Source organism: Rathayibacter sp. AY1G1 (assembly GCF_002932095.1).
GTDB lineage: Bacteria > Actinomycetota > Actinomycetes > Actinomycetales > Microbacteriaceae > Rathayibacter.
On sequence record NZ_PSUZ01000015.1, the window covers coordinates 24,792 to 47,474 of the forward strand.

Here is a 22,683-nt window from a genome sequence, read left to right on the forward strand (position 1 = left end):
ACCGCGACCCGTCGAGGGACCCTCGGGCAGCGGTCTCCCTCGACGAACCGCAGTCCCCTCCGGAGCGCTAGTGTCGTCCGGTGGGCAGCTACACCGATCTCCTGAAGACCCCCGGGGTGGGGCGCATCATCCTCGCGCAGCTGACCGCGCGCTTCCCGTTCGGGATGCTCTCGCTGGCGTTCCTCCTGCACGTGGAGCGGGTGCACCACTCCTACGCCGCCGCCGGCCTGGTGCTCGGCTCGATGTCGATCGGGCAGGCCATCGCCGGGCCGCTGACCAGCCGCCTGATGGGGCGGCTCGGGATGCGCCGCGTGCTGACGATCACCCTCGTGGTCTGCGCGGGCGCGATCATCGCGATGGCCGTGCTCCCGCTCGAGGTGTGGCAGTTCGTCGTGATCGGGTTCGTCGCCGGCCTGAGCATGCCGCCGGTGCAGCCGGCCGTGCGGACCATCTACCCCAAGATGGTCACCAGCTCGCAGCTGACCCCGCTCTTCTCGCTCGACGCCTCCGCGCAGGAGATCATCTGGGTGCTCGGCCCGGTGCTGGCGACGCTCGTGTCGATCCAGGTGTCGACGGTCGCGGGCATCCTGACCGCCGCCGCGTTCCTGATCGGCGGCGGGATCTGGTTCATCGCCTCGCCCGAGGTGGGCCGCGTCCGCATCCCGCGCTCGAAGCGCCGCCTCGGCGTGGTGCTCACGAAGCCCCCGGTGCTGCTGGCCACGGTCGTCGGCTTCCTCCTGATCGGCGCCTGCTCGGCGGTCGAGGCGGGCGTCGTCGCGGTGTTCGGCGAGGGCGGAGTCGAGTCGGGCGTCGTGCTCGCCGTGTTCGCGGCGGGCTCCCTGGTCGGCGGCCTCGCCCTCGGCCACATCCCGATCAGCCGGTGGGCGACCGCGCGGCGGATGCTGATCGTCACGGTCGGCATGGGTCTGGCGGCGGTCTCGACCGACTTCTGGTGGCTGTGCGTCACGCTGTTCCTCGCCGGCATCGGCATCGCCCCCGCTCTCGCGGCTCTGTTCGCGATCACCGCCTCGAGCGTGCGCTTCTCGGACACGGCGGAGGCCTACGGCTGGGTCGGCACCGGTCAGCTGATCGGCGCGGCGCTGGGCTCCGCGATCGCCGGCGTGCAGATCGACCAGGCCGGGCCGACCGCCGCCATCGTCGTCGCCGCTGCCTTCGCCCTGGTCGGCTTCCTGGTGCCCCTGCTCGGCCGCCGGTACCACCCGGATCTCCGCGGGCGCGACGCCAGCCCGCTGCCCGACACCGAGCCGGTCACGCTGCCCTCCTAGGCCGCCACCCCGGTTGTCCGGCGCCTGTCGGACACCCTAGGGTGAAGGCCCACGACGACGAGGGGACGGCATGGGACTGCGGGAGGACGCGGAGGAGCTGGTGCGCGAGCACCGGCGCGCCGCCGCCCGGACCGACCTCCTCGACCCCTGGTCCGATCCGGAGACCCCGGAGTGGTGCACGGAGCTCGCCGCCGCTCTCTGGCAGGGGTCCTTCCGCCCGAGTCCCGTCTACTTCCGCCGCGAGGAGTCCTCGCACGCCTGGCGCGGCCCGCACTCGACCCGCCTGCACCACCTCGGCTACGGGTGGCAGCTCACCGCGCACCGCGAGCAGCACGGGGTCGTCGCCTCCGAGACGGCGGTGGTCCTCGAGACGGGCTCCCTCTGGCGCGGACTCGGCATCGGCCGGCGCCCCGTGCGCGCGCTCCGCGGCCGGCTCGGCGTCGAGGGCCTGCAGGCGGGCCACGACGTGCACTTCGCCGCGCGCGGCATCGACGAGCGCAGCGACGCGGAGCGCGCCGAGCGGCGCCTCCTCTTCGGGGTGGCCGGTCTCGCGGCGCTGATCGAGGACGACGTGCACGTGGGACCACACGGCGAGCTCGACTGGAGCGTCTGAGGCGCGTGCCAGCATGGGAGGCATGAGCGTCCCCCTGATCCCCCTCAACGACGGCCGCGCGATCCCCCAGCTCGGGCTCGGCGTCTACAAGATCGGCGACGAGGAGGCGGCCCGCACGGTCGCCGTCGCCCTGGAGGCCGGCTACCGGCACGTCGACACCGCCACCCTCTACGGCAACGAGCGCGGAGTCGGCGAGGGGATCCGCGCGAGCGGCCTCCCCCGCGAGCAGGTCTTCGTGACGACCAAGGTCTGGAACGACGACCACGGCTTCGACGAGACGCTCGCCGCCTTCGACCGGAGCCTCGAGCTGCTCGGCACCGACTACGTCGACCTCTACCTCGTGCACTGGCCGATCCCCTCGCGCGACCGCTACGTCGACACCTACCGCGCCCTCGAGCGCCTGCAGAGCGAGGGGCGGGCCCGCTCGATCGGCGTCTCGAACTTCGCCGAGGAGCACGTGCAGCGCCTGCTCGACGAGACGGGAGTGGTGCCGGCGATCAACCAGGTCGAGCTGCACCCGCGGCTGCCCCAGGAGGAGCTGCGCACCTTCGACGCCGCCCACGAGATCGTCACCGAGGCGTGGTCGCCGCTGGCCCGCGGGCGCCTCCTCGACGAGCCGGCCCTGGCCCGCGTCGCCGCGAAGCACGGCGTCTCGCCGGCGCAGGCGGTGCTGCGCTGGCACGTGCAGCTCGGCGTCGTCGTGATCCCGAAGTCGGTGACGCCGGAGCGGATCCGCGAGAACCTGGACGTCTTCGGCTTCGCCCTCGACGACGAGGACCTCGCCGCGATCGCCGGGCTCGCGACCGGTGAGCGCACCGGGCGCGACCCGCGCTTCGACTGAGGCTCCGGCGATGACGGCGGGCAGGGTCCTGCTCCTGCACGGCCTGGGCGGTTCGGGCCGCACCTGGTGGCGGCTGAGCCGCGAGCTGACCGCGGCGGGCTGGAGCGTCTCCGCTCCCGACCTGCGCGGACACGGCGACGGGCCGCGCGGCGGCTCCTCCCGCCACGACGCCTACGCCGACGACGCCCTCGCGCGGGGACCGTTCGACCTCGTCGTCGGGCACTCGCTCGGCGGAGCGGTCGCGGTGCGCGCCGCCGCCCGCGACTCCGGCTGGGCGGGGCGCCTGGCGCTCCTGGACCCGGTGCTCCGGCTCGCCCCGGAGCAGCGGGCCGCCGTCCGCGCGGGCGAGCTCGCCGGTCTCGCGGTCTCGGCCGAGGAGCTCGCTGTCGCGCAGCCGCTCTGGGACGAGCGGGACCGGGCCGAGAAGCTCGCCGCGGTGCGGGCCGCCGATCCGGCCGCGGTCGCCGCGACGATCGACGACAACGACCCGTGGGACCTGCTGGCGGACCTGCCGGGCCTCCGCCCGCCGGTCCTCGTGCTGGCCGGCGACCCGCAGGTCGAGACGCTGCTCCCTCCCTCCCTCGCCGCCCTGGTGCTGCGCGCGAATCCGCGCATCCGGTACGCGGTCGTGGCGGGCGCAGGTCACAGCCCCCACCGCGACCGTCCGGAGGAGACGCTCGCGATGCTCCGCGAGTGGGCCGAGAGCCCGGCGACGGCCTGACCGACCCGCCGGCCCGGTCCGTGTTTCGTCCGGATGAAATCTGGCAGGGGGGACTGGGCCGCACCGTTTCCTGTGAATACCCTCGCAGAGGACGCGATCCCCTCCCAGTCTTCGGGAGGTGCGCGTCGGGGCCGCCGACGCGGTGGCCCGTTCTCGAGGAGAGGGAGCCCCAGTGGCGCGAACCACCACGAACACCCCGAGCGGCCGCCGACGCCGCTCGCTGATCGGCTCGAGCGCGATGATCGGAGCGGGCGCCCTCGTCGCCGGCTTCGCCTTCGCGCCGACGGCGAGCGCCGTCGAGCCGGTCGACTTCGCCGACACCGTCACGGTCGACGGCATCATGACCCACCTGGAGGCGCTTCAGGCGATCGCGGACGCCAACGGCGGCACCCGCGCGATCGGCACTCCGGGCTACGAGCTGAGCGGCGCGTACGTCGAGAAGGTCCTCGCGGACGCCGGCTACACGACGCAGCGCCAGGACTTCACCACCGCGACGCAGACGATCGACGCGTTCACGCTGACCACCGGCACCGGCGCCGTCGGCACGCCGATGGAGTTCACTCCGTCGACGCCCGAGGGCGGCGCGACCGGCGAGCTCATCGCCCCCGTCGATCCGCTCGGCTGCACCACGGACGCCTGGACCGGCCTCGACGCCACCGGGAAGATCGCGCTCGTCAGCCGCGGCTCCTGCAGCTTCCTCGAGAAGTCGGTCGCCGCCGGTGCCGCCGGCGCCGCCGCGATCATCATCTACGACAACGCGCCGAGCGACGCCCTCAACGGGACGTTCGGCGGACAGGACGAGGCCGCCGTCCCCGGCGTCGGCGTCACGCAGGCCGAGGGGCAGGCGCTGCTGGCGTCGCTCCCCGCGAGCGTCTCGGTCCTCATCGACCAGACGACGACCGAGGTGGAGACCTTCAACATCGTCACGGAGACGCCGGGCGGCGACCACGACAACGTGGTCATGCTCGGCGCGCACCTCGACAGCGTGCCCGCCGGCCCCGGCATCAACGACAACGGCTCCGGGTCCGCGACGCTGCTCGAGACGGCCGTGCAGCTGGCCGCCGCGGGCGACACGACCAACGCGGTCCGCTTCGCCTGGTGGGGCGCCGAGGAGGTGGGCCTGGTCGGCTCCTACACCTACGTCAACTCCCTGACGGAGGAGGACGCCTCGAAGATCGCGACCTACATGAACTTCGACATGGTCGCCTCGCCGAACTACGTGATCTCCGTCTACGACGCGGACCAGTCCACCTACGAGGCCCCCGTGGACGTGCCCGCCGGCTCGATCGCGACCGAGAAGGCGTTCACCGACTACTTCGACTCGATCGACCAGCCCTGGATCGACACCGCGTTCGACGGCCGCAGCGACTACGACGGCTTCATCTCGGTCGGCATCCCGTCCTCGGGCGTCTTCACCGGTGCCGACGACGTCAAGACGGAGGAGGAGGTCGCGCTGTTCGGCGGCACCGCCGGCATCACGCACGACCCGAACTACCACTCCGCCGCCGACGACATCGACAACATCAACCAGGAGGCGCTCGGCATCACGTCGAAGGCCATCGCCTTCGTGACCGCCTCGTTCGCCGCGGACACCTCCGCGATCGACGCCGAGAAGGACCCGACCACGCCGACCCCGACGCCGGAGCCCACCGTGGCCCCGACCGCCGAGCCGACCGTCGCTCCGACCGCGCAGCCGACCGTCGCCCCGACGACCGCGCCCACCACCGCGCCGACGGCCGCTCCCACCCCGAGCAGCACGCCGACCGCCGTGGCGCCGCACCCCGGCGGCCGCCCGCCCCTGGCCTCGACGGGAGCCGACGTCGGCCTGCCGCTGGGCCTCGGCGGACTGCTGATCGCGGGCGGCGTCGGCGGGCTCCTGCTCGCCGCGCTGCGCCGCCGGAGCGCCGAGCGCGGCTAGCCGCCACCGCCCCGGAGCCGTCCGGCCGTCGCTCCGCGACGACCGGGCGGCTCCGTCGTTCCGCCCTGAGGGGACCCCGGACCGTCGAGCTGCGGCGGGTCCCTTCGACGGTCGGGGGCTCCCTCGCGTCCGACAGGGCTTCCGGCGGCCGGGGGACACGGTGTTCACTGGGCGCATGCGAGCCATCTGGAAGGGCGCGATCACCTTCGGCCTGGTCAACGTGCCGGTGAAGATCTACAGCGCGACCGAGGACCACGACATCCCGCTGCACCAGGTCCACGACAAGGACGGCGGGCGGATCCGGTATCAGCGCAAGTGCGAGATCTGCGGCGAGGTCGTCACCTTCGACCACATCGACAAGGCCTACGACGACGGCGAGCGCACCGTGGTCCTGTCCAAGGACGAGCTCAAGGCGCTGCCGGAGGAGCGCGACCGCGAGATCGACGTCGTGCAGTTCGTGCCCAGCGAGCAGGTCGACCCGATCATGTTCGACCGCGCCTACATCCTGGAGCCCGACTCCTCCTCCCCCAAGGCCTACGTCCTGCTGCGCCGCACCCTCGAGCAGACGGACCGCACCGCGATCGTCGAGTTCGCGCTGCGGCAGAAGACCCGCCTCGCCGCGCTGCGCGTGCGCGGCAAGCTCCTGATGCTGCAGACCCTGCTCTGGGCGGACGAGGTGCGGGAGGTCGAGTTCCCGTCGCTGGAGGGCACCACTCGGATCGCGGCGCGCGAGCTCGAGATGTCGGCGCACCTGGTCGACTCCTACTCCGAGGACTTCGACGCCGCGAAGTTCCACGACGCGTACCAGGAGGAGCTGCGCACGCTGATCGACGCCAAGATCGAGCAGGGCGACGCCCTCGACACCGCCGCGACCTTCGGCGAGGCGCCGGAGGAGGAGGGCGGCGGCGAGGTGCTCGACCTGATGGAGGCGCTGAAGCGCTCGGTCGAGCGCAGCCGCGGGGCGAAGGGGACGCCGGCGGAGGAGGCCTCTGCCGAGAAGAAGGCCGCGAAGAAGCCTGCCCCGAAGAAGGCGGCGGCGAAGGCTCCGGCGACGACCGCCGCGAAGAAGAAGCCCGCGGCGAAGAGAGCCGACCCGGAGAAGGGCGCCGACGCGCCTGCGAAGAAGCGGACCCCGAAGAAGACCGCGGCGGCGGAGAAGGCGGCGTCCTAGCCCCGCCGGATGCGGAGGGTCGGGGTCGGACGGAGCCTCAGGCCCGCTCGGCCGCCCGGTCGGGCTCGTCGGCCGCGTCCAGCTCGTCCACGTCGTCGAGGTCGACCGCGACCGAGCTGACCAGCGCGAGCAGCGCCTCCGCGTAGGCGTTCTCGGCCGCCGCGTCCTCGAAGGTCCGCGCCCGGCCGCCGAGCTCGACCTCGACGGCGAACCGCGTCTCCGGCTCGGCGAGGCGACGGAGGGAGCGGAAGGTCCCGCGGAGGAGCTCGCGCAGCTGGTCCTCCCGCGGCAGCCAGAGCGAGTCCTCCAGGGAGACGGAGTCGAGCGCCCATTCCGTGGTGCCGTTGAAGCCGAGGACGGTCCCGCTCGGGTACTCGTGCGCCTCGATGGTCATGTCGCTGACGGTGAAGACGTCGCCGTCGAAGCCCTCCCGCTCGATGCGGAAGCGGTCACCGGTGCGGGGCGTCCAGCGCACGCCCGCCGTGCGCAGGGCACGGGCCAGCTCGAAGGAGATCATCCGACGAGTGTGGCCCGCGAAGCCGCGAACGCGCCGCGAGCGGCACCCGCGCGCCCCGATGTCGGTGGATGAGTTTACGTTCATGAAACGTCCGGTTCACAGGCCGGGCACCCGCACTGCATAGCGTGACCATGCGTGCCCCTTTCGGGGGTGCGCCGGCCGCGCCGCGCGGCGACGACGCTGCGACCGCTCTTCCGAGCGGCGATCGAGAGGACCACCATGCCCGACTCTCCCACTCCGCCCGACCGCCGCCGGAGGCGCGGGCTCGGCCTGGCGGCCCTGACCGGACTGGCCCTGGCGGCCGCTCCGCTGGTCGCGACCTCCGCCGCGGCCGCGCCCTCGGGCGACGAGCTCGTCATCAGCGAGGTCTTCGCCCGCGGAGGCTCCGCCGGCGCCGCGTTCAGCAACCGCTACGTGGAGCTCTACAACCCCACCGCCGCCGAGATCGCCCTCGGCGGCCTCTCGATCCAGTACCGCTCGGCGACCGGCACCGCGAACCCCACCACGACCGTGCCGCTCACCGGCTCGGTGCCCGCCGGCGGCCACTTCCTGCTCGCCGGCGCCAGCAACGGCACCAACGGCGCGGCCCTGCCGACGCCCGACCAGAGCGCGAACGGCCTCAACATGGCCGCCGCGGGCGGCACCCTCTTCCTCGTCGACGGGACCTCGGCGCTCGTGGCGCCGCCCACCGGCGCCGCCGCCCAGCCGGACGCGGTGATCGACCTCGTCGGCTACGGCACCTCGAACACCTTCGAGTCGTCCGTCGCCACGGTCCCCTCGCTCACCCAGACGATCGCCCGCGCAGACACCGCCACCGGCGACACCGACGTCAACTCGGCCGACTTCGCGCTCGGCGCACCGACCCCGCAGGCCGCGGGCGGAGGATCCGAGCCCGAGCCCACGACGCCGCCGACGACCACCCCGCCGACCACTCCCCCGACCACCCCGCCGGCCGAGATCCCGGCCGTCTCCATCGCGGAGATCCAGGGCACCGGCGACGCGTCGCCGCTCGTCGGCAGCACCGTCACCACCTCCGGCGTCGTCACCGCGCGCTACCCGTCCGGCGGCTACAACGGCTACGTCATCCAGACCCCCGGCACCGGCGGCGAGAGCTCGCGCACGGCCTCCGACGCCGTCTTCGTCTTCTCCTCCGCCTCCGTCGGGTCGGTCGCGATCGGCGACCACCTGCGCATCACCGGCGAGGTGAGCGAGTACAACGGCCTGACCGAGCTCACCCCGACCTCGGCCGCGACCGTCGTGAAGCTCGACGACGCCGCCGCAGCGCCGGTCCCGGCCGCTGTCGCGCTCCCCCGCACCGCCGCCGAGCGCGAGGTGCTCGAGAGCATGCTGATCGCTCCGCAGGGCGCCTACACGGTCACCGACACCTTCGACCTGAACAGCTTCGGCTCGGTCGGCCTCGCCGCCGGCACGTCCCCGCTGCTCACGCCGACCGAGGTCGCCCGCCCCGGCTCGCCGGAGCTCGCGGCCGTCGTCGCCGACAACGCCGCCCGCGCGATCACCCTCGACGACGGCGCCTCGATCAACTTCCTCGGCGCCGCCGCGAACAAGGCGATCCCGCTGCCCTACCTCACCACCACCGCGCCGATCCGCGTGGGTGCTCCGGCGACCTTCACCCGCCCCGTCGTCCTCGACTACCGCAACGGCGGCTGGGCCTTCCAGCCCACCACGCAGCTGACCGTCGAGAACGCCGGCGACGTGCAGCCCGCGACCTTCGCGAACACCCGGACCGCGAAGCCCGAGGCCGTCGGCGGCGACCTCTCGATCGCGTCCTTCAACGTGCTCAACTACTTCTCCACCACCGGCGACTCGATCACCGGCTGCACCTTCTACACCGACCGCGACGGCGACCCCGTCACGGTCAACAGCGGCTGCGACGCCCGCGGAGCGGCGAACGCCGACGACCTCGAGCGCCAGCAGGCCAAGATCGTGACCGCGATCAACACCCTCGGCGCGGGCGTCGTCTCGCTCGAGGAGATCGAGAACTCGGCCAAGTTCGGCAAGCCGCGCGACGAGGCCCTCGCCACCCTGACCGCCGCGCTGAACACGGCGGCCGGCTCCGAGGTCTGGGCCTACGTCCCCTCCCCCGCAGCGCTCCCCGCGCTCGCGGACGAGGACGTCATCCGCACCGCCTTCATCTACAAGAAGGCCGTCATCGAGCCGGTCGGCGAGTCCGTCGTGCTCAACGACACGGTGAACTTCTCGAACGCCCGCAAGCCCCTCGCCCAGGAGTTCCGCCTCCTCGGCGACAGCGCCAGCGAGTTCGTCGCGATCGTGAACCACTTCAAGTCGAAGGGCTCCGGATCCGGCGCCGACGCCGACCAGGGCGACGGCCAGGGCGCCTCGAACGCCTCGCGCGTGAAGCAGGCGACCGCCCTCGTCGCCTTCGCCGACCGCCTCCGCACCGAGAAGGCCACCGAGCTCGTCTACCTGCTGGGCGACTTCAACGCCTACTCGAAGGAGGACCCGGTGAAGGTGATCACCGACGCCGGCTACATCGACCAGGGTGCGAAGGACGGCAAGTACTCGTACTCGTTCGACGGCGCGGTCGGCTCGCTGGACCACGTCTTCGCCTCGCCCGCGGCCGACAGGACGGTCACCGGGGTCGACACCTGGAACATCAACAGCGGCGAGTCCGTGGCACTGGAGTACAGCCGCTACGACTACAACGCGACGATCTTCTACGACACCTCGGCGTACCGCTCCAGCGACCACGACCCGGTCGTCGTCGGCCTCGACCTGCCCGAGACCCAGACGGACCCGGAGCCCGAGCCCGTCACGGTCATCGACGTCGCGACCACCGCCTCCACCAAGCGCCTCGCCGTCGTGCGGACGCTGACGGTGTCGGCGGTGAACAACGGCGACGAGACGGTCTCGATCGAGATCACGACGGCGTACGGCAGCAAGACGAAGAAGACGGTCAAGCCCGGCCAGTCGTTCACGGTCAAGACCGTGACCGTCTTCACGCCCATCAAGGCCGGCACGGCGACCATCGAGGTCACCGCGCCCGACGGCACCGAGCGCGTCTACAAGCAGGCGTACCGCGGCGCCTGATCCCGCGCGACCCCTGACCTCGACGAGCTCCGGCTCCTAGAGTTCGGGGATGCCCGAGGGAGACAGTGTGCACCGTCTCGCCGCCCGCCTCAGGCGGGCGGCGGACGGTCGCACCGTCCTCGAGGGCGAGCTGCGCTCCGGGGACGCGGCCGGCACCTCCCTCGCCGGGCTGAGGATCCTCGAGCACGACACCCACGGCAAGCACCTCCTCACCCGCTTCTCCGGCGGAACGACCCTGCACACCCACCTGCGGATGCAGGGCTCCTGGACCGTGACCGCTCCCGGCCGAGCGGTCCCCCGCTCGGTGCAGAAGGACGTCCGCGTCCGCCTCCGCCTCGACGACGACTCGACCGTGTGGGGCATCGACCTCCCGGTCGTCGAGCTCCTCGCCACCCGCGACGAGCCGCGCGCCGTCGGGCACCTCGGGCCCGACCCGCTCCGCGCGGACTGGGACGCCGACGAGGCCGTCCGGCGCCTCTCCCGCCTCCCGGACCGGCCCGTCGTCGCCGCACTCCTCGACCAGCGCTGCCTCGCGGGTCTCGGCAACCTCTGGGCCAACGAGGTCTGCTTCCTCCGCGGGGTCTGGCCCTGGCGGCCGATCGGCTCCCTCGACGTCCGCGCCCTCGTGGCGACCGCGGCGAGAGGCCTCCGCGCCTCCGTCACGATCCCGGGGATGTTCCAGACCACCACCGGTGACACCCGCCGCGGCGAGCGGCACTGGGTCGCGGGGCGCGCCGGGCGCCCGTGCCTGCGCTGCGGCACGACTGTGCTCGTCCGCGACGAGGTCCGCGACGACCCCGAGCAGCGCCGCACCTGGTGGTGCCCGCACTGCCAGCCGGAGCAGGCGGCCGCCCCCTGAGCCCGCGTACCGCCGCCTGAAGCCCGCGTACCGCTGCCGACGGCCCGTGCGTAGGCTGGCCGCATGACGAACGAGTGGGGAACTCCGGATCCGTCCGCCCGGCGAGACCGGTCCGCGGAGGTCGTCCCGGCGGCCGCCTCCGGCGAGGAGGTGGAGACCGCCCGCGTCGAGGACGCCGAGCGCGCGCTCGCTGTGCGCGAGGTCAAGCGGCGCCGCGACTTCCTGGGATCGCTCGGCGGATGGGCGAGCGTCTCGGCGATCACGACCGCCGTCTGGGTCGGCACAGGGGCCGACGGCTACTTCTGGCCGATCTGGCCGATGATCGGGATCGGGATCGGCGTCGTCGGCCAGGCCGCGTCGATCTGGGGACCCGCCCGCAAGGAGATCACCGAGGCGGACATCGCCGCCGAGATGCAGCGCCGGGAGAAGCGCGGCCGCTGATCAGTCCAGGCGGCCGACCGAGGTGACGCGGACGACGGCCGCACCCTGCTCGTCCGACTCGGCGAGGTCGACGGTCGCCGAGATCCCCCAGTCGTGGTCGCCGGCCGGATCGTCGAGGATCTGCCGCACGAGCCACTGCGTCGGCTCCTCCGTGACGAGCAGCATCTTCGGCCCCCGGGCGTCGGGCCCGATGCCGATGCTGTCGTGCTCGTCGTAGTAGTCGTCCAGCGCGGCGCCCCACGCGTCGGCGTCGAAGCCGGCGGCGGCGTCGAGCTCGCCGAGCGCCTCGTGGTCGTCGAGGGCGGCGAGGGTCACCCGGCGGAACATCTCGTTGCGCACCAGCACGCGGAAGGCGCGGTGGTTCGCGGTGAGGCGGCGCGGAGCGGGCGGCACGATCGCCTGGTCCGCCGCGTGGAGCGCCGGATTGACCAGCTCCTCCCACTCGTCGACCAGCGAGGAGTCGACCTGGCGCACGAGCTCGCCCAGCCACTCGATCAGGTCGTGCAGCTCCTCGTTCTTCAGCTCGTCGGGGATGGTCTGCCGGGCCGCGCGGAACGCGTCGGACAGGTAGCGCAGCACCAGTCCCTCCGAGCGGGAGAGCTTGTAGAAGGCGGTGTACTCGCCGAAGGACATCGCCCGCTCGTACATGTCGCGCACGACCGACTTCGGCGAGAGCTCGAAGTCCTTCACCCACGGCTGCGCCGCGGTGTAGGTCTCGAAGGTCGCCTCGAGGAGCTCCTCGAGCGGCTTGGGGTGCGTGACGGACTCGAGCAGCTCCATCCGCTCCTCGTACTCGATCCCCTCGGCCTTCATCGCGGCGACGGCCTCGCCGCGGGCCTGGAACTGCTGGGCCCCCAGGATCGGGCGCGGGTCGTCGAGGGTCGCCTCGAGCACCGAGATCACGTCGAGCGCGAAGCTCGGCGACTCCGGGTCGAGAACGTCGAACACGGCCAGCGCGAACGGCGAGAGCGGCTGGTTGAGCGCGAAGTTCGGCTGCAGGTCGACGGTCAGGCGGATACGGGTCACGCCGTCGGCTCCGACGCTCTGCTCGACCACGCCCGCCTCCCGCAGCGTCCGGTAGATGCCGAGCGCCCGGCGGGCGAGCTGCAGCTGCCGCTTCCACGGCTCGTGGTTGTCGAAGATCAGGGCGTGCACGTTCGCGTAGGCGTCGCCGCCGCGGGCGATCACGTTCAGCAGCATCGCCGACGTGATCGTCATGTGCGAGGTCAGCGTCTCGGGCTCGGCGTCGACGAGCTTGCGGAAGCTCGGCTCGCCCCAGCTGACGAAGCCCTGCGGCGCGCGCTTGGCGACCCACTTCCTCCGCTTCTTCGGGTCGTCGCCCATCTTGTCGAGAGCCTTCCGGTTCTCGGACTCGTGCTCGGGGGCCTGCACGACCACGGTCCCGGCGGTGTCGTACCCCGCGCGACCGGCGCGGCCGGCGATCTGGTGGAACTCGCGGGCCGAGAGCTGGCGGGTCCGGGTGCCGTCGTACTTGGTCAGCGCGGTGAGCAGCACGGTGCGGATCGGGACGTTGATGCCGACGCCGAGGGTGTCCGTGCCGCAGATCACGCGCAGCATGCCCTGCTGGGCGAGCTGCTCGACCAGGCGGCGGTACTTCGGCAGCATGCCCGCGTGGTGCACGCCGATCCCCAGCCGGAGCAGCCGGGAGAGGGTCTTGCCGAACGCGGTGGTGAAGCGGAAGCCGCCGATCACCTCGGCGATGCGGTCGCGGTGCTCGCGGGTGGCGATGTTCGCGCTGGTGAGCGCCTGCGCACGCTCGAGAGCGGCCGCCTGCGAGAAGTGCACGACGTAGACCGGCGACTGGTTCGTCGAGAGCAGCTCCTCGATGGAGTCGTGGATCGGCGCGATCTCGTAGAAGTAGTGCAGCGGCACCGGGCGCTCCACGCCGGTGACCCGGGCGGTCTCCCGGCCCGTACGGCGGCTGAGGTCGGCGGCGAGCGCCGTCACGTCGCCGAGGGTGGCCGACATCAGCACGAACTGCACGTGCGGGAGGGTGAGCAGCGGCACCTGCCACGCCCAGCCGCGCGCCGGGTCCGCGTAGAAGTGGAACTCGTCCATCACGACCTGGTCGACCGGGGTGTCCTCGCCGTGCCGGAGCGCGAGGTTCGCGAGGATCTCGGCCGTGCAGCAGATGATCGGCGCGTCGGCGTTCACCGAGGAGTCGCCGGTGACCATCCCGACGTTGGAGGCGCCGAAGACGTCGACCAGCGCGAAGAACTTCTCGGAGACGAGCGCCTTGATCGGCGCCGTGTAGAAGCTGCGGCGTCCGGAGGCGAGCGCCGCGGCGTGCGCGCCGATCGCGACGAGCGACTTCCCGGTGCCGGTGGGCGTCGAGAGGATCAGGTTGGAGCCGGAGGCGATCTCGAGCATGGACTCGTCCTGCGCCGGGTAGAGCGGGAGGCCGCGCGACTCCGCCCACTCGGTGAAGGCCAGGTAGACCGCGTCGTCGTCGACGCGCCCGTCCGCGTCGGGCGTCGGCATCCGGTCGAGCAGCGTCGAGGTCATCCCCCCATCCTCCCAGCCCGCGGGCCGTCGCTCGGGTGCGATCCGTCACGGACGGCCCGTGCGCCCTCGCCTCACGGGCCGCGGGTGACGGATCGGTCCGCTGGAGCGAGGGCCCCGTCGACGAGTCCGACGACGCGGTCCGCGTCGGCCAGCACGGCGGGGTCGTGCGAGACGCAGACCACGGTCGCGCCGCGGTCCGCCTCCGCGCGCAGGACCGACCGGATCCGCTCCGCACTCGCTGAATCGAGACCGGTGGTGGGCTCGTCCAGGAGCAGCAGGCCGGCCCCGCGGGCGAGCCCCTGGGCGAGGAGCGCCCGCTGCCGCTGACCGCCGGAGAGCACCGCGAAGGGCTCCCGGGCGAGCGCGGCGATCTCCATCCGCTCGAGCGCGGTGGCGATCGCGTCCGCCGCGCGCGCGTCGCTGCGGCGGAGGCGGCCGAGCCGACCCCAGGTGCCCACCGCGACCACGTCGCGCACCGTCACCGGGAGGAGGTCCGGGATCGACGCCCGCTGCGGCACGAAGGCGATCGCTCCGGTGACGTCCCGCGTGCCGGACGTCAGTGGACGCACTCCCGCGATCACCTCCAGAAGCGTCGACTTGCCGGCGCCGTTCGGCCCGGCGATCACGGTCAGCGAGCGCGCGGCGACGTCGAGATCGACCCCCGTGAGAGCGCGGCGGGAGCCGAAGTCGACGTGAGCGCCTCGGAGGCGGACCGGGGGCTCGGGCAGGGGTGAGACGTCCATCCCGACGAGCGTACAGGAGTGATAACTGTTCTCATTATCGTGTACGGTCGGGCACCATGCCCAGCCTCCTCGCCGGAATCCTCGAGCCGTTCGCTCTCGACTTCCTCCAGCGCGCCCTCCTCGGCGGCGTCCTCGTCGCGGTCCTCTGCGGCGTCGTCGGCACCTGGGTGGTGCTCCGCGGGATGGCCTTCCTCGGCGAGGCGCTCGCCCACGGGATGCTCCCCGGCGTCGCCCTCGCGACGGTGCTCGGCGCGCCCGTCCTCGTGGGCGGCGCAGCCAGCGCGGTGCTGATGAGCCTCGGCATCGCGGCCCTGCAGCGGCGCGGACGACTGTCCTACGACACCAGCATCGGCCTGCTCTTCGTCGCCATGCTGGCGCTGGGGGTCATCGTGATCTCGCACTCGGGCAGCTTCGCCACGGACGCGACCTCGATCCTCTTCGGCGACATCCTCGCGATCACCCCCGTCGACATCGGGGTGCTCGCCGCCGCCGCCGGAGCCGGCCTCCTCGTCGCGGCGGCCTTCCACCGCCCGCTCGTCGCCCTGGCGCTGGATCCGCGCATCGCCGCGGTGCTCGGGCTCGGTCCGCGCTCGGCTCAGGCCGCGCTGGTCGGCCTGGTGACCCTCGCCGTCGTCGCCTCCTACCAGGCGGTCGGCTCGCTCCTCGTCGTCGGGCTCCTTCTGGCTCCCGCGGTGGCCGCCGGGCACTGGACCACCCGCATCCCGACCCGGATGCTGCTCGCGTCGATCCTCGGCGCGGCCTCCGTGCTCGTCGGCCTGCTCGTCTCCTGGCACGCGGCCACGGCCGCGGGCGCCTCGGTCGCCGGCACGGCCATCGCGGTCGCCGCGGTGTCCTGGGCGGTCCGCTCGGCCGCGTCGGCCCTCGCGTCCCGGTCGGGCCCTCAGCCGGTCGCCGCATGAGGCCCTGCCGGCACCGCCCCTCCCCCGCTCACCCTCGAAAGGACTCCGTGCACTCCCGAACCACCGCCTCCACCGTCCTCCTGGGCGCTCTCGCGCTGGGCCTGGCCGCCTGCTCGACCGATGCCTCCGCGCCGGCCGCGGACGACACGGGCTCCGGCCACGGCGCCGTCGCGAACGCCGCCGAGCTCGCCGAGCCGCGCCTGGGGCTGACGACGATCGACCCGTCGGGCGCCGTGTCGCACCTCGACCTCCTCGACGAGACGGTCACCGGCCTCGGCACCATCGGCGCACCGAGCGCGATGACGACCGACGGCCGCTACCTCTTCGCCCAGACCGATGCGGGCGTCGAGATCGTCGACAGCGGCGTGTGGACCTGGGACCACGTCGACCACTTCCACTACTACCGCGCGGACCCCCGCCTGATCGGCACGGTCGAGGGCTCCGGGACGGCCGTCGTCGCCACGACGAACCTCTCGACCACCGGCGGAACCGGACTCTTCTTCCCCGACTCCGGCGAGGCGGTCCTCCTCGACACCGAGGCGCTGTCGAAGGGCGCGATCGTCGAGCGGTTCCGGAAGGACGTCGAGCCCGGACCCGGGATGGTCGTGCCCGTCGGCTCGTCCGCACTGGTGACCGAGGGGTCCGGATCCGGAGCGGCCGTCGCCGGCTACGACTCGGACGGCGAGCCGACGGGCCTCCGCGAGGCCTGCCCCGACCCCGCCGGGACGATCACCACCCGCGTCGGCGCCGTCATCGGCTGCTCCGACGGCGCACTCCTGGCGTCGATCGAGGACGAGGAGCTCATCGTCGAGCGGATCCCCTACCCCGCCGGCACCACCGCGCCACCCGCCGCCTCCTTCGACAACCGCGAGGGCCGCCCCACGGTCGCCGGCCTCGCCGGGGACGCGGGCATCTGGCTCCTCGACACCCGGGAGCGCTCCTGGAGCCTCCTCCCCTCTCCCGCCCCGCTGGCGCAGGTCACCGCGGTGGACGACGCGGACGAGACCGTCCTCGCCCTCGCCGCCGACGGCCGCGTGCTGGTGCTCGACGGCTCCGACGGCGCGGTCCTCGCCGAGACCGCGCCCCTCGTCGCCGACACGACCGCGGACGGCTCGCGGCCCGTCCTGATCGCCGACCAGCAGCGGGCCTACCTCAGCGCACCCGCCGAGCGGAAGCTGCACGAGATCGACTACGCGGACGGCGCGCGCCTCGCCCGCACCTTCGAGACCGCCACCGAGCCGGCCTTCACGGCGGAGACGGGCCGATGAGGCGCCGCTGGGCCCTCGCGTCCGCCGCGGCGGTCCTGCTCCTGTCGGGCTGCACGTCCGCGGAGGAGGACGAGAGGCCCCTCGTCATCGTCTCCACCAACATCCTCGGCGACGTCGTGGGCGAGCTCGTCGGCGACGAGGCGCAGGTCGTCACGCTGATGAAGCCCGACGCCGACCCGCACTCCTTCGAGATCTCGGCGCAGGAGGCGGCGCGCCTGCGCTCCGCCGACCTCGTCGTCTCGAACGGGCTCGGACTCGAAGAGGGCCTGCAGCAGCACCTCGACGAGGCCTCCGGTGAGGACGTCCCCGCGTTCGTCGCCGGCGACGCCGTCGACGTCCTCGACTACAGCGAGGGCGACGCGGAGGGGAGCCCGGACTCGCACTTCTGGACGGACCCCGGCCGGATGATCGACGTCGTCGACTCCCTCGGGCCCGTGCTCGCCGCGCTCGACGGCGTCGATCCGGCCGCCGTCCGGGACCGGACGGCCGGCTACCGCGCCGAGCTCGAGCGGCTCGACTCCGAGATGGCCGCGGCGTTCGCCGCGATCCCCGCCGAGCGCCGCGCCCTCGTCACCAACCACCACGTCTTCGGGTACCTCGCCGACCGCTTCGACTTCGACGTCGTCGGCGCCGTCATCCCGGGAGGCACGACCCTCGCGGCGCCGTCCGCCTCCGACCTCGCCGATCTCGTCGACGCGGTCGAGCAGACCGGCGTCCCCACGATCTTCGCGGAGTCCTCGTCTCCCGACCGCCTGGTCCAGGCGCTCGCGAGCGAGGCCGACATCCGCGTGGAGGTGGTCGAGCTGTTCACGGAGTCCCTGACGGGGCCCGAGGGCGGCGCTCCCGACTACCTCGCCATGATGCGCGTCAACACGCAGCGCATCGCCACCGGGCTCTCCCCGTGAGCCCTCCGATCCACCACCAGGAAGAAGAAGCACCCATGCAGAATCCCCACGTCCGGCGGGCGGGCCTCGGCCTGATCGCCGCCTGCTCGATCACGGTCCTCGCGGCCTGCTCGTCGAGCTCGACCCCGGCCGCCGAGTCCTCCGCGTCCACCGCGCCGGCCACCGAGGCCGCGGCGGCCGCCGGCGCCCGCGTCGCCGTCGCCTACGAGGGCGGCATCCTCGTCCTCGACGGCGAGACCCTCGAGACCGTCGCGGACCTGGACTCCGAGGAGTTCACCCGCCTCAACCCCGCCGGCGACGACCGCCACGTCATAGTCACCATGAGCGAGGGGTTCCAGCTCCTCGACACCGCCGCCGGCACCAGCGGCGAGCCGGAGCTGACGGACATCGTCTTCCCCGCGGACACCCCGGGCCACGTCGTCCGGCACGCCGGGAAGACCGTCCTCTACGCCGACGGCACGAGCGACACGACCGTCCTCGAGACCGCCGACCTGGCGTCCTCGGACGGGATGCCCGAGACCGAGACCATCCCGGGCGTCGAGGCGCACCACGGCGTCTCGATCGTCCTCGAGGACGGCACCTTCCTCACCACGGTCGGTGACGCCGACGGGCGCACCGGCATCGAGGTGCGCGACGCCTCCGGCGCCGTGACGGCCACGAACGACCAGTGCCCCGGAGTCCACGGAGAGGGCACGGCCGAGAACGAGGTCGTCGTCTTCGGCTGCGAGAACGGCGCCCTGGTCTACGACGGCGGCGAGATCACGAAGCTCGAGGCTCCGGACCAGCCGTACGGCCGCATGGGCAACGCCTGGGTCAGCGAGACCAGCCCGATCATCGTCGGCGACTACAAGGACGACCGCGACGCCGAGGGCTACCTCCTGCACCGCGTGGCGCTGATCGACACCGAGGCGAAGACCCTCGACGTCGTCGACCTGCCCGAGGGCGTCGAGTACACCTTCCGCGGCGTCGCCCGCGGCCCCGACGACCTGGCGTACATGATCGCCTCGGACGGCGCGATCCACGTCCTCGACCCCGAGACCGGCGAGCTGACCGCCTCCTACCCCGTCGTCGACGCGTGGGAGAGCCCGGTCGAGTGGCAGGACCCGCACCCCGCGATCACGGTCGCCGGGGACATCGCCTACGTGACCGACCCGGCCGCCGACAGCATCCACGCCGTCGACCTCACCACGGGAGAGGTCGTCGCCACGGGCGAGCTCGACGTCACGCCGAACGAGATCGCCGTCGCCGCGAGCTGACCATCGGCACGGAGGAGGGGCGCGGGGCCGTGGGCTCCGCGCCCCTCCTGTTCACCTGGAGGGGCCAGGATCTCCGCATGACGACCGACTTCGATCTCGACCAGGTGGTGCGCGACGTGACCGCGAACGTGCGCAAGAAGTTCCCCGACCACTCCGAGGAGCAGGTCGCGCCGCTCGTGCGCGAGGAGCTCGCGGACCTGCAGGACCGGCCCGTGCAGGACTACCTGACGGTGCTGACGGAGCGAGCGGTCAAGCGCCGCCTCAAGCGCGAGGCGCGCGGGGAGTAGACCGGGTCAGGCGAGCGCCCGCTCGATCGACGCCCGCAGCGCCGGAGCCGGCCGGAGCGCACCCGCCTCCTCCGCTTCGAGGAGCGCCTGCGCGTCCGCCGGGCTGTGCTCGCGGTACCAGCGGTCGACCGGGACGCCGTGCCCGGGCCGGCTCAGCACCTCGACGGCGTCGCCCGCCTCCACCGATCCGCGGTGCAGCACCCGCAGGTACGCGCCGGTGCGCCCCTCGTCGGCGAAGCGCTTCACCCACTGGGGCTCTCCGAGGGCCCGTTGGAACGTCGCGCACGGCGTCCGCGGCATCGTCACCTCGACCTCGACCGCCTCGCCGATCCGCCAGCGCTCGCCGATCACGGCTCCGCTCACGTCGAGGCCCGCGATCCGCAGGTTCTCGCCGAACACCCCCGCGGCCACCGGCCGCCCCAGGCGCTCCGCCCACCAGACCGCGTCCTCGTCGGAGTAGGCGTAGAGCGCCTTGTCGAGGCCGCCGTGGTGCGCGCGATCGGCCTGCACGTCGCCGTAGAGGCCCAAGTCGCGCACTCCGATGGGACCCTCGACCGGCCGCTTGTCGATCGCGGTCACGCCGACCGTGCCGGAGTCGGGCAGGAGGCGGGCGACGCGGCACACAGCGAGCAGGCGGGGCATGCCGCCATGGTGCCAGCACTAGGCTCGCCGCGTGCGCGACGCGACCGCTCCTCCCCGGCTCGACCCCCTCCTCCTCGACGGCCTCGCCGAGGGGTACGCCGGGGACACGGGCGCCCGGGAGCACGCCGAAGGGCTGCGCTTCGCCGGCACCGACCTCACCGGCGCCGATCTCACCGCGGCCTCCTTCAGCGAGTGCGCGCTGGAGGGAGTGGTCCTGGACGGCGCCCAGCTGCGGGCCGCGTCGATCGCGGAGTCGCGGCTCGAGCGGCTGGACGTCCCCGGGCTCTCGGCGCCGCGGAGCCGGCTCCGATCCGTCGAGCTGCTCGCCTCGCGGCTGGGCTCGGCCGAGCTCTACGAGAGCACCTGGGAGCAGGTGCGCGTGGCCGACTGCAAGCTCGGCTACCTGAACCTCCGCGGAGCCGCGGTGCGCGACGTGCTGGTCGAGCGCTGCACGATCGACGAGCTCGACCTGGCGGGTGCGACCGGCACGCGGCTGCGCCTGGTCGACTGCGACGTCCGCTCCCTCGATCTCTCCCGGGCCCGGATCGAGCACCTCGATCTGCGCGGCGCCGAGCTGCACGTGCTCACCGGGCTGGACGGCCTCCGCGGCGCCACCCTCTCCGAGCTGCAGCTCAGCCTGCTGCTGCCGCTGTTCGCGGAGCACTTCGGGGTGCGGGTGGGCTGAGCCGCCGGTCCGCCTAGCGCCGGCGGGCGATCAGCCGCGTCAGAGCGCGGCGGCCGAGGAGGAACACGGCCAGCACGACGGCCGTCACGATCACGAAGCTCCACTGCACGCCCTGCCCGGAGGCGATCCGCAGGAGCATCCCGCCCGCGACGGTCACCGCCCAGACGACGAGCCCGGCGGGCACGATCCGGTCCGGGGAGCGCCACGAGCGCGTGACGACCCAGCCGAGCAGGAGCGCCGCCAGGAACGGCCAGAGCGTGGTGAGCAGGCCGATCAGCGCCGACCCCTCGTCGTGGCTCCCGCGGCCGATCAGCACGAAGACCAGGACGAGCACGGCGTCGAGGGCGAGGCCGAGGCCCGCGTGCCGGGTCATGCGGGCTCCGTCACGAAGTCGATGAGCTGCTCGACCCGGCCCAGCAGCGCCGGCTCCAGGTCCTGGAAGGTGCGCACCCGGCCGAGGATGCGCTGCCAGGCGCGCGCGATGTCGGCCTGCTCCTCGTGCGGCCAGCCGAGCGCCTCGCAGATCCCGTGCTTCCACTCGGTTCCGCGAGGGATCTCGGGCCAGCGCTCCAGGCCGATCCGGCCGGGCTTCACGGCCTGCCAGACGTCGATGTAGGGGTGGCCGACGACGAGGACGTGGGCGCCGTGCGGACCGGCGGCGACCTGCTCGGCGATCCGCGACTCCTTCGAGCCGCGCACCAGGTGGTCGACGAGCACGCCGATGCGGCGCCCCGGACCGGGCCGGAACTCGCGCACCAGCTCGTCGAGGTTGTCGACGCCCTCGATGTACTCGACGACGACGCCCTCGACCCGCAGGTCGTGGCCCCAGACCTTCTCGACCAGCTCGGCGTCGTGCCGTCCCTCGACGTAGATGCGGCTGGGCAGGGCGACCCGCGCCTTCGCGTCGGCGACGTGGAAGGAGCCGGAGGCGGAGCGCGCGCGACCGAGGCCGGCGTCGCGCTTCAGCCCGGGCGCCTTCAGCGACACGGGCTTCCCCTCGAGGAGGAACCCGGGCCCCAGCGGGAACACGCGGACCTTGCCGAACCGGTCCTCCAGCCGCACCATCCGCAGCTCCACGCCGAGCACGGCACCCACGAAGCCGGAGGCGACCTCCTCGACCACCAGATCGCGCTCGGCCTCGACCACCGCCACCTCGACCCTGCCGCGGGCGCGCCAGTCGCCGGCGAGCACGTCCTGCCCGTACCTGTCCTCGTCCATCGCACCGAGGGTAGCCGGAGGCGCGCGGGGCGCCGCGCGGACACGGCGCATGCACCTCTGCTTACATGAGCAGATGACCGAGGACCTCGAACCCGCCGCCGAGCTCTTCAAGGTGCTGTCCTCCTCCTCCCGGCTGCGCCTGCTCCGGGCCCTCGCCGAGGAGACGTCGACGGTCGGGCGGCTGGCCGAGGTGACCGGGCTCTCGCAGCCGCTGGTCTCGCAGCACCTGCGGATGCTCCGCACCGCCGGGCTGGTCGCGGTCGAGCGCGTGGGCCGCGAGGCGCACTACTCCGTCGCCGACACCCACGTCACGCACATCGTCGACGACGCTGTCCGGCACGCCCTGGAGGGGTGACCTCCGTCCTTGTCGGGAACGATGATCGCTCTCGATTAGGCGCATCCATTGCAATGCGTTTATGGATCTGGTCGACTGGAGCCCGTCGCGTCCGCGGCCCCCGCATCCGGAAAGGCAGCACCATGAGCACCACCGATCTCCACGCCGAGCACCCCGTCACCGAGCACGAGCACGGCGAGGGCTGCGGCCATCCGGCCGTGCAGCACGAGGACCACGTCGACTACGTCCACGGCACGCACCACCACGCCCTGCACGGCGACCACTACGATGAGCACGAGTCGGAGGCCGAGCACTCGACCGCCGACCACGAGCACGGCGACGCCTGCGGCCACGAGACCGTGCAGCACGACGACCACGTGGACTTCGTCCACGACGGCCACAAGCACGCCGCTCACGCCGGCCACTACGACGAGCACTGAGGCCGTGCGCGACGGGAGGG

Annotated in this window: 23 protein-coding genes; 17 read left to right on the top strand and 6 right to left on the bottom strand. The window is 73.2% G+C overall.

Going from position 1 to position 22,683, the window contains the following annotated elements; all coding sequences use genetic code 11:
* The first annotated feature begins 80 nt into the window (after nt 1-80).
* The 6 genes from C5C36_RS09935 to C5C36_RS09960 all read left to right on the top strand — a co-directional run bounded on the left by C5C36_RS09935 (nt 81) and on the right by C5C36_RS09960 (nt 6,550).
* Nucleotides 81-1,286 carry an MFS transporter gene (locus C5C36_RS09935; RefSeq protein ID WP_104222308.1) on the top strand — a complete coding sequence of 402 codons (1,206 nt, stop codon included), beginning with the start codon at nt 81-83 and terminating at the stop codon, nt 1,284-1,286.
* A gap of 70 nt (nt 1,287-1,356) precedes the next feature.
* The gene (locus C5C36_RS09940) at nt 1,357-1,899 is read left to right on the top strand and encodes a hypothetical protein (protein ID WP_104233702.1); all 543 of its coding nucleotides are present in this window, start codon (nt 1,357-1,359) and stop codon (nt 1,897-1,899) included.
* 22 nt (nt 1,900-1,921) lie between these two features.
* The gene (locus C5C36_RS09945; RefSeq protein WP_104268910.1) at nt 1,922-2,740 is read left to right on the top strand and encodes an aldo/keto reductase; all 819 of its coding nucleotides are present in this window, start codon (nt 1,922-1,924) and stop codon (nt 2,738-2,740) included.
* A gap of 10 nt (nt 2,741-2,750) precedes the next feature.
* Nucleotides 2,751-3,461 (top strand): alpha/beta fold hydrolase, encoded by a 711-nt coding sequence (locus C5C36_RS09950; RefSeq protein ID WP_104267539.1) that lies wholly within the window; start codon nt 2,751-2,753, stop codon nt 3,459-3,461.
* A 172-nt stretch (nt 3,462-3,633) separates the two neighbouring features.
* Nucleotides 3,634-5,379 (top strand): M28 family peptidase, encoded by a 1,746-nt coding sequence (locus tag C5C36_RS09955; RefSeq protein ID WP_104309677.1) that lies wholly within the window; start codon nt 3,634-3,636, stop codon nt 5,377-5,379.
* Nucleotides 5,380-5,554: 175 nt separating this feature from the next.
* Complete coding sequence (locus C5C36_RS09960) at nt 5,555-6,550, top strand: Ku protein (RefSeq protein WP_104309678.1); 996 nt, start codon at nt 5,555-5,557, stop codon at nt 6,548-6,550.
* Between the two features lie 37 nt (nt 6,551-6,587).
* Here C5C36_RS09960 and C5C36_RS09965 read toward each other — a convergent pair whose 3' ends face one another.
* The gene (locus C5C36_RS09965; RefSeq protein ID WP_244229602.1) at nt 6,588-7,067 is read right to left on the bottom strand and encodes a pilus assembly protein CpaE; all 480 of its coding nucleotides are present in this window, start codon (nt 7,065-7,067) and stop codon (nt 6,588-6,590) included.
* Between the two features lie 219 nt (nt 7,068-7,286).
* Between C5C36_RS09965 and C5C36_RS09970 the strand changes: the two genes are divergently transcribed.
* From C5C36_RS09970 to C5C36_RS09980, 3 genes are all read left to right on the top strand, one after another.
* Nucleotides 7,287-10,139 (top strand): ExeM/NucH family extracellular endonuclease, encoded by a 2,853-nt coding sequence (locus tag C5C36_RS09970; protein ID WP_104309679.1) that lies wholly within the window; start codon nt 7,287-7,289, stop codon nt 10,137-10,139.
* Between the two features lie 49 nt (nt 10,140-10,188).
* Entirely contained in the window at nt 10,189-10,998 is an 810-nt protein-coding gene (locus tag C5C36_RS09975) for a DNA-formamidopyrimidine glycosylase family protein (RefSeq protein WP_104222261.1), read from the top strand.
* 63 nt (nt 10,999-11,061) lie between these two features.
* Nucleotides 11,062-11,439 (top strand): 2TM domain-containing protein, encoded by a 378-nt coding sequence (locus C5C36_RS09980; protein WP_104272851.1) that lies wholly within the window; start codon nt 11,062-11,064, stop codon nt 11,437-11,439.
* Here C5C36_RS09980 and C5C36_RS09985 read toward each other — a convergent pair whose 3' ends face one another.
* Both C5C36_RS09985 and aztA read right to left on the bottom strand, forming a co-directional pair.
* The gene (locus C5C36_RS09985) at nt 11,440-13,965 is read right to left on the bottom strand and encodes an RNA helicase (RefSeq protein ID WP_104247346.1); all 2,526 of its coding nucleotides are present in this window, start codon (nt 13,963-13,965) and stop codon (nt 11,440-11,442) included.
* A 71-nt stretch (nt 13,966-14,036) separates the two neighbouring features.
* Nucleotides 14,037-14,708, bottom strand: coding sequence for a zinc ABC transporter ATP-binding protein AztA (aztA, locus tag C5C36_RS09990; protein ID WP_104272853.1), 672 nt, complete (start codon nt 14,706-14,708; stop codon nt 14,037-14,039).
* A gap of 56 nt (nt 14,709-14,764) precedes the next feature.
* On the opposite strand from aztA, the gene aztB reads away from it, so the two are divergent.
* The 5 genes from aztB (at nt 14,765) to C5C36_RS10015 (ending at nt 19,344) form a co-directional block, all read left to right on the top strand.
* Complete coding sequence (gene aztB, locus C5C36_RS09995; protein WP_104272854.1) at nt 14,765-15,628, top strand: zinc ABC transporter permease AztB; 864 nt, start codon at nt 14,765-14,767, stop codon at nt 15,626-15,628.
* A 47-nt stretch (nt 15,629-15,675) separates the two neighbouring features.
* A complete protein-coding gene (locus C5C36_RS10000) occupies nt 15,676-16,896 on the top strand; it encodes an ABC transporter (RefSeq protein ID WP_104226905.1) in 1,221 nt (406 codons plus the stop codon).
* Complete coding sequence (gene aztC / locus C5C36_RS10005) at nt 16,893-17,801, top strand: zinc ABC transporter substrate-binding protein AztC (protein WP_104250617.1); 909 nt, start codon at nt 16,893-16,895, stop codon at nt 17,799-17,801. The genes C5C36_RS10000 and aztC overlap by 4 nt, the downstream gene beginning before the upstream one ends.
* A 35-nt stretch (nt 17,802-17,836) precedes the next feature.
* Entirely contained in the window at nt 17,837-19,057 is a 1,221-nt protein-coding gene (gene aztD / locus C5C36_RS10010; protein ID WP_104309680.1) for a zinc metallochaperone AztD, read from the top strand.
* A 77-nt stretch (nt 19,058-19,134) separates the two neighbouring features.
* Nucleotides 19,135-19,344 (top strand): three-helix bundle dimerization domain-containing protein, encoded by a 210-nt coding sequence (locus tag C5C36_RS10015; RefSeq protein ID WP_104262881.1) that lies wholly within the window; start codon nt 19,135-19,137, stop codon nt 19,342-19,344.
* A 6-nt stretch (nt 19,345-19,350) separates the two neighbouring features.
* On the opposite strand, the gene C5C36_RS10020 is transcribed toward C5C36_RS10015, so the two are convergent.
* Complete coding sequence (locus tag C5C36_RS10020) at nt 19,351-19,986, bottom strand: MOSC domain-containing protein (protein ID WP_104309681.1); 636 nt, start codon at nt 19,984-19,986, stop codon at nt 19,351-19,353.
* A gap of 31 nt (nt 19,987-20,017) precedes the next feature.
* On the opposite strand from C5C36_RS10020, the gene C5C36_RS10025 reads away from it, so the two are divergent.
* Nucleotides 20,018-20,671 carry a pentapeptide repeat-containing protein gene (locus C5C36_RS10025; RefSeq protein ID WP_104288194.1) on the top strand — a complete coding sequence of 218 codons (654 nt, stop codon included), beginning with the start codon at nt 20,018-20,020 and terminating at the stop codon, nt 20,669-20,671.
* Between the two features lie 13 nt (nt 20,672-20,684).
* On the opposite strand, the gene C5C36_RS10030 is transcribed toward C5C36_RS10025, so the two are convergent.
* The gene (locus C5C36_RS10030) at nt 20,685-21,044 is read right to left on the bottom strand and encodes a DUF3054 domain-containing protein (protein ID WP_104233715.1); all 360 of its coding nucleotides are present in this window, start codon (nt 21,042-21,044) and stop codon (nt 20,685-20,687) included.
* On the bottom strand, nt 21,041-21,889 hold the full coding sequence (locus tag C5C36_RS10035) for a DUF3097 domain-containing protein (protein ID WP_104226898.1): 849 nt from the start codon (nt 21,887-21,889) through the stop codon (nt 21,041-21,043). Before C5C36_RS10035 ends, C5C36_RS10030 begins: the two co-directional genes overlap by 4 nt.
* A 73-nt stretch (nt 21,890-21,962) precedes the next feature.
* Between C5C36_RS10035 and C5C36_RS10040 the strand changes: the two genes are divergently transcribed.
* Entirely contained in the window at nt 21,963-22,244 is a 282-nt protein-coding gene (locus C5C36_RS10040) for a helix-turn-helix transcriptional regulator (RefSeq protein WP_104222235.1), read from the top strand.
* A 122-nt stretch (nt 22,245-22,366) separates the two neighbouring features.
* Nucleotides 22,367-22,663, top strand: coding sequence for a hypothetical protein (locus tag C5C36_RS18045; RefSeq protein ID WP_104222233.1), 297 nt, complete (start codon nt 22,367-22,369; stop codon nt 22,661-22,663).
* The last annotated feature ends 20 nt before the right edge of the window (nt 22,664-22,683 follow it).

What these genes read in the sequence shown, in the direction of transcription:
- C5C36_RS09940 (WP_104233702.1), top strand. Translation starts at nt 1,357, where the DNA reads ATGGGACTGCGGGAGGACGCGGAGGAGCTGGTGCGCGAGCACCGGCGC.
- C5C36_RS09945 (WP_104268910.1), top strand. Translation starts at nt 1,922, where the DNA reads ATGAGCGTCCCCCTGATCCCCCTCAACGACGGCCGCGCGATCCCCCAG.
- C5C36_RS09950 (WP_104267539.1), top strand. Translation starts at nt 2,751, where the DNA reads ATGACGGCGGGCAGGGTCCTGCTCCTGCACGGCCTGGGCGGTTCGGGC.
- C5C36_RS09960 (WP_104309678.1), top strand. Translation starts at nt 5,555, where the DNA reads ATGCGAGCCATCTGGAAGGGCGCGATCACCTTCGGCCTGGTCAACGTG.
- C5C36_RS09965 (WP_244229602.1), bottom strand. Translation starts at nt 7,067, where the DNA reads ATGATCTCCTTCGAGCTGGCCCGTGCCCTGCGCACGGCGGGCGTGCGC.
- C5C36_RS09970 (WP_104309679.1), top strand. Translation starts at nt 7,287, where the DNA reads ATGCCCGACTCTCCCACTCCGCCCGACCGCCGCCGGAGGCGCGGGCTC.
- C5C36_RS09975 (WP_104222261.1), top strand. Translation starts at nt 10,189, where the DNA reads ATGCCCGAGGGAGACAGTGTGCACCGTCTCGCCGCCCGCCTCAGGCGG.
- C5C36_RS09980 (WP_104272851.1), top strand. Translation starts at nt 11,062, where the DNA reads ATGACGAACGAGTGGGGAACTCCGGATCCGTCCGCCCGGCGAGACCGG.
- C5C36_RS09985 (WP_104247346.1), bottom strand. Translation starts at nt 13,965, where the DNA reads ATGACCTCGACGCTGCTCGACCGGATGCCGACGCCCGACGCGGACGGG.
- aztA (WP_104272853.1), bottom strand. Translation starts at nt 14,708, where the DNA reads ATGGACGTCTCACCCCTGCCCGAGCCCCCGGTCCGCCTCCGAGGCGCT.
- aztB (WP_104272854.1), top strand. Translation starts at nt 14,765, where the DNA reads ATGCCCAGCCTCCTCGCCGGAATCCTCGAGCCGTTCGCTCTCGACTTC.
- aztC (WP_104250617.1), top strand. Translation starts at nt 16,893, where the DNA reads ATGAGGCGCCGCTGGGCCCTCGCGTCCGCCGCGGCGGTCCTGCTCCTG.
- aztD (WP_104309680.1), top strand. Translation starts at nt 17,837, where the DNA reads ATGCAGAATCCCCACGTCCGGCGGGCGGGCCTCGGCCTGATCGCCGCC.
- C5C36_RS10015 (WP_104262881.1), top strand. Translation starts at nt 19,135, where the DNA reads ATGACGACCGACTTCGATCTCGACCAGGTGGTGCGCGACGTGACCGCG.
- C5C36_RS10020 (WP_104309681.1), bottom strand. Translation starts at nt 19,986, where the DNA reads ATGCCCCGCCTGCTCGCTGTGTGCCGCGTCGCCCGCCTCCTGCCCGAC.
- C5C36_RS10030 (WP_104233715.1), bottom strand. Translation starts at nt 21,044, where the DNA reads ATGACCCGGCACGCGGGCCTCGGCCTCGCCCTCGACGCCGTGCTCGTC.
- C5C36_RS10035 (WP_104226898.1), bottom strand. Translation starts at nt 21,889, where the DNA reads ATGGACGAGGACAGGTACGGGCAGGACGTGCTCGCCGGCGACTGGCGC.
- C5C36_RS10040 (WP_104222235.1), top strand. Translation starts at nt 21,963, where the DNA reads ATGACCGAGGACCTCGAACCCGCCGCCGAGCTCTTCAAGGTGCTGTCC.
- C5C36_RS18045 (WP_104222233.1), top strand. Translation starts at nt 22,367, where the DNA reads ATGAGCACCACCGATCTCCACGCCGAGCACCCCGTCACCGAGCACGAG.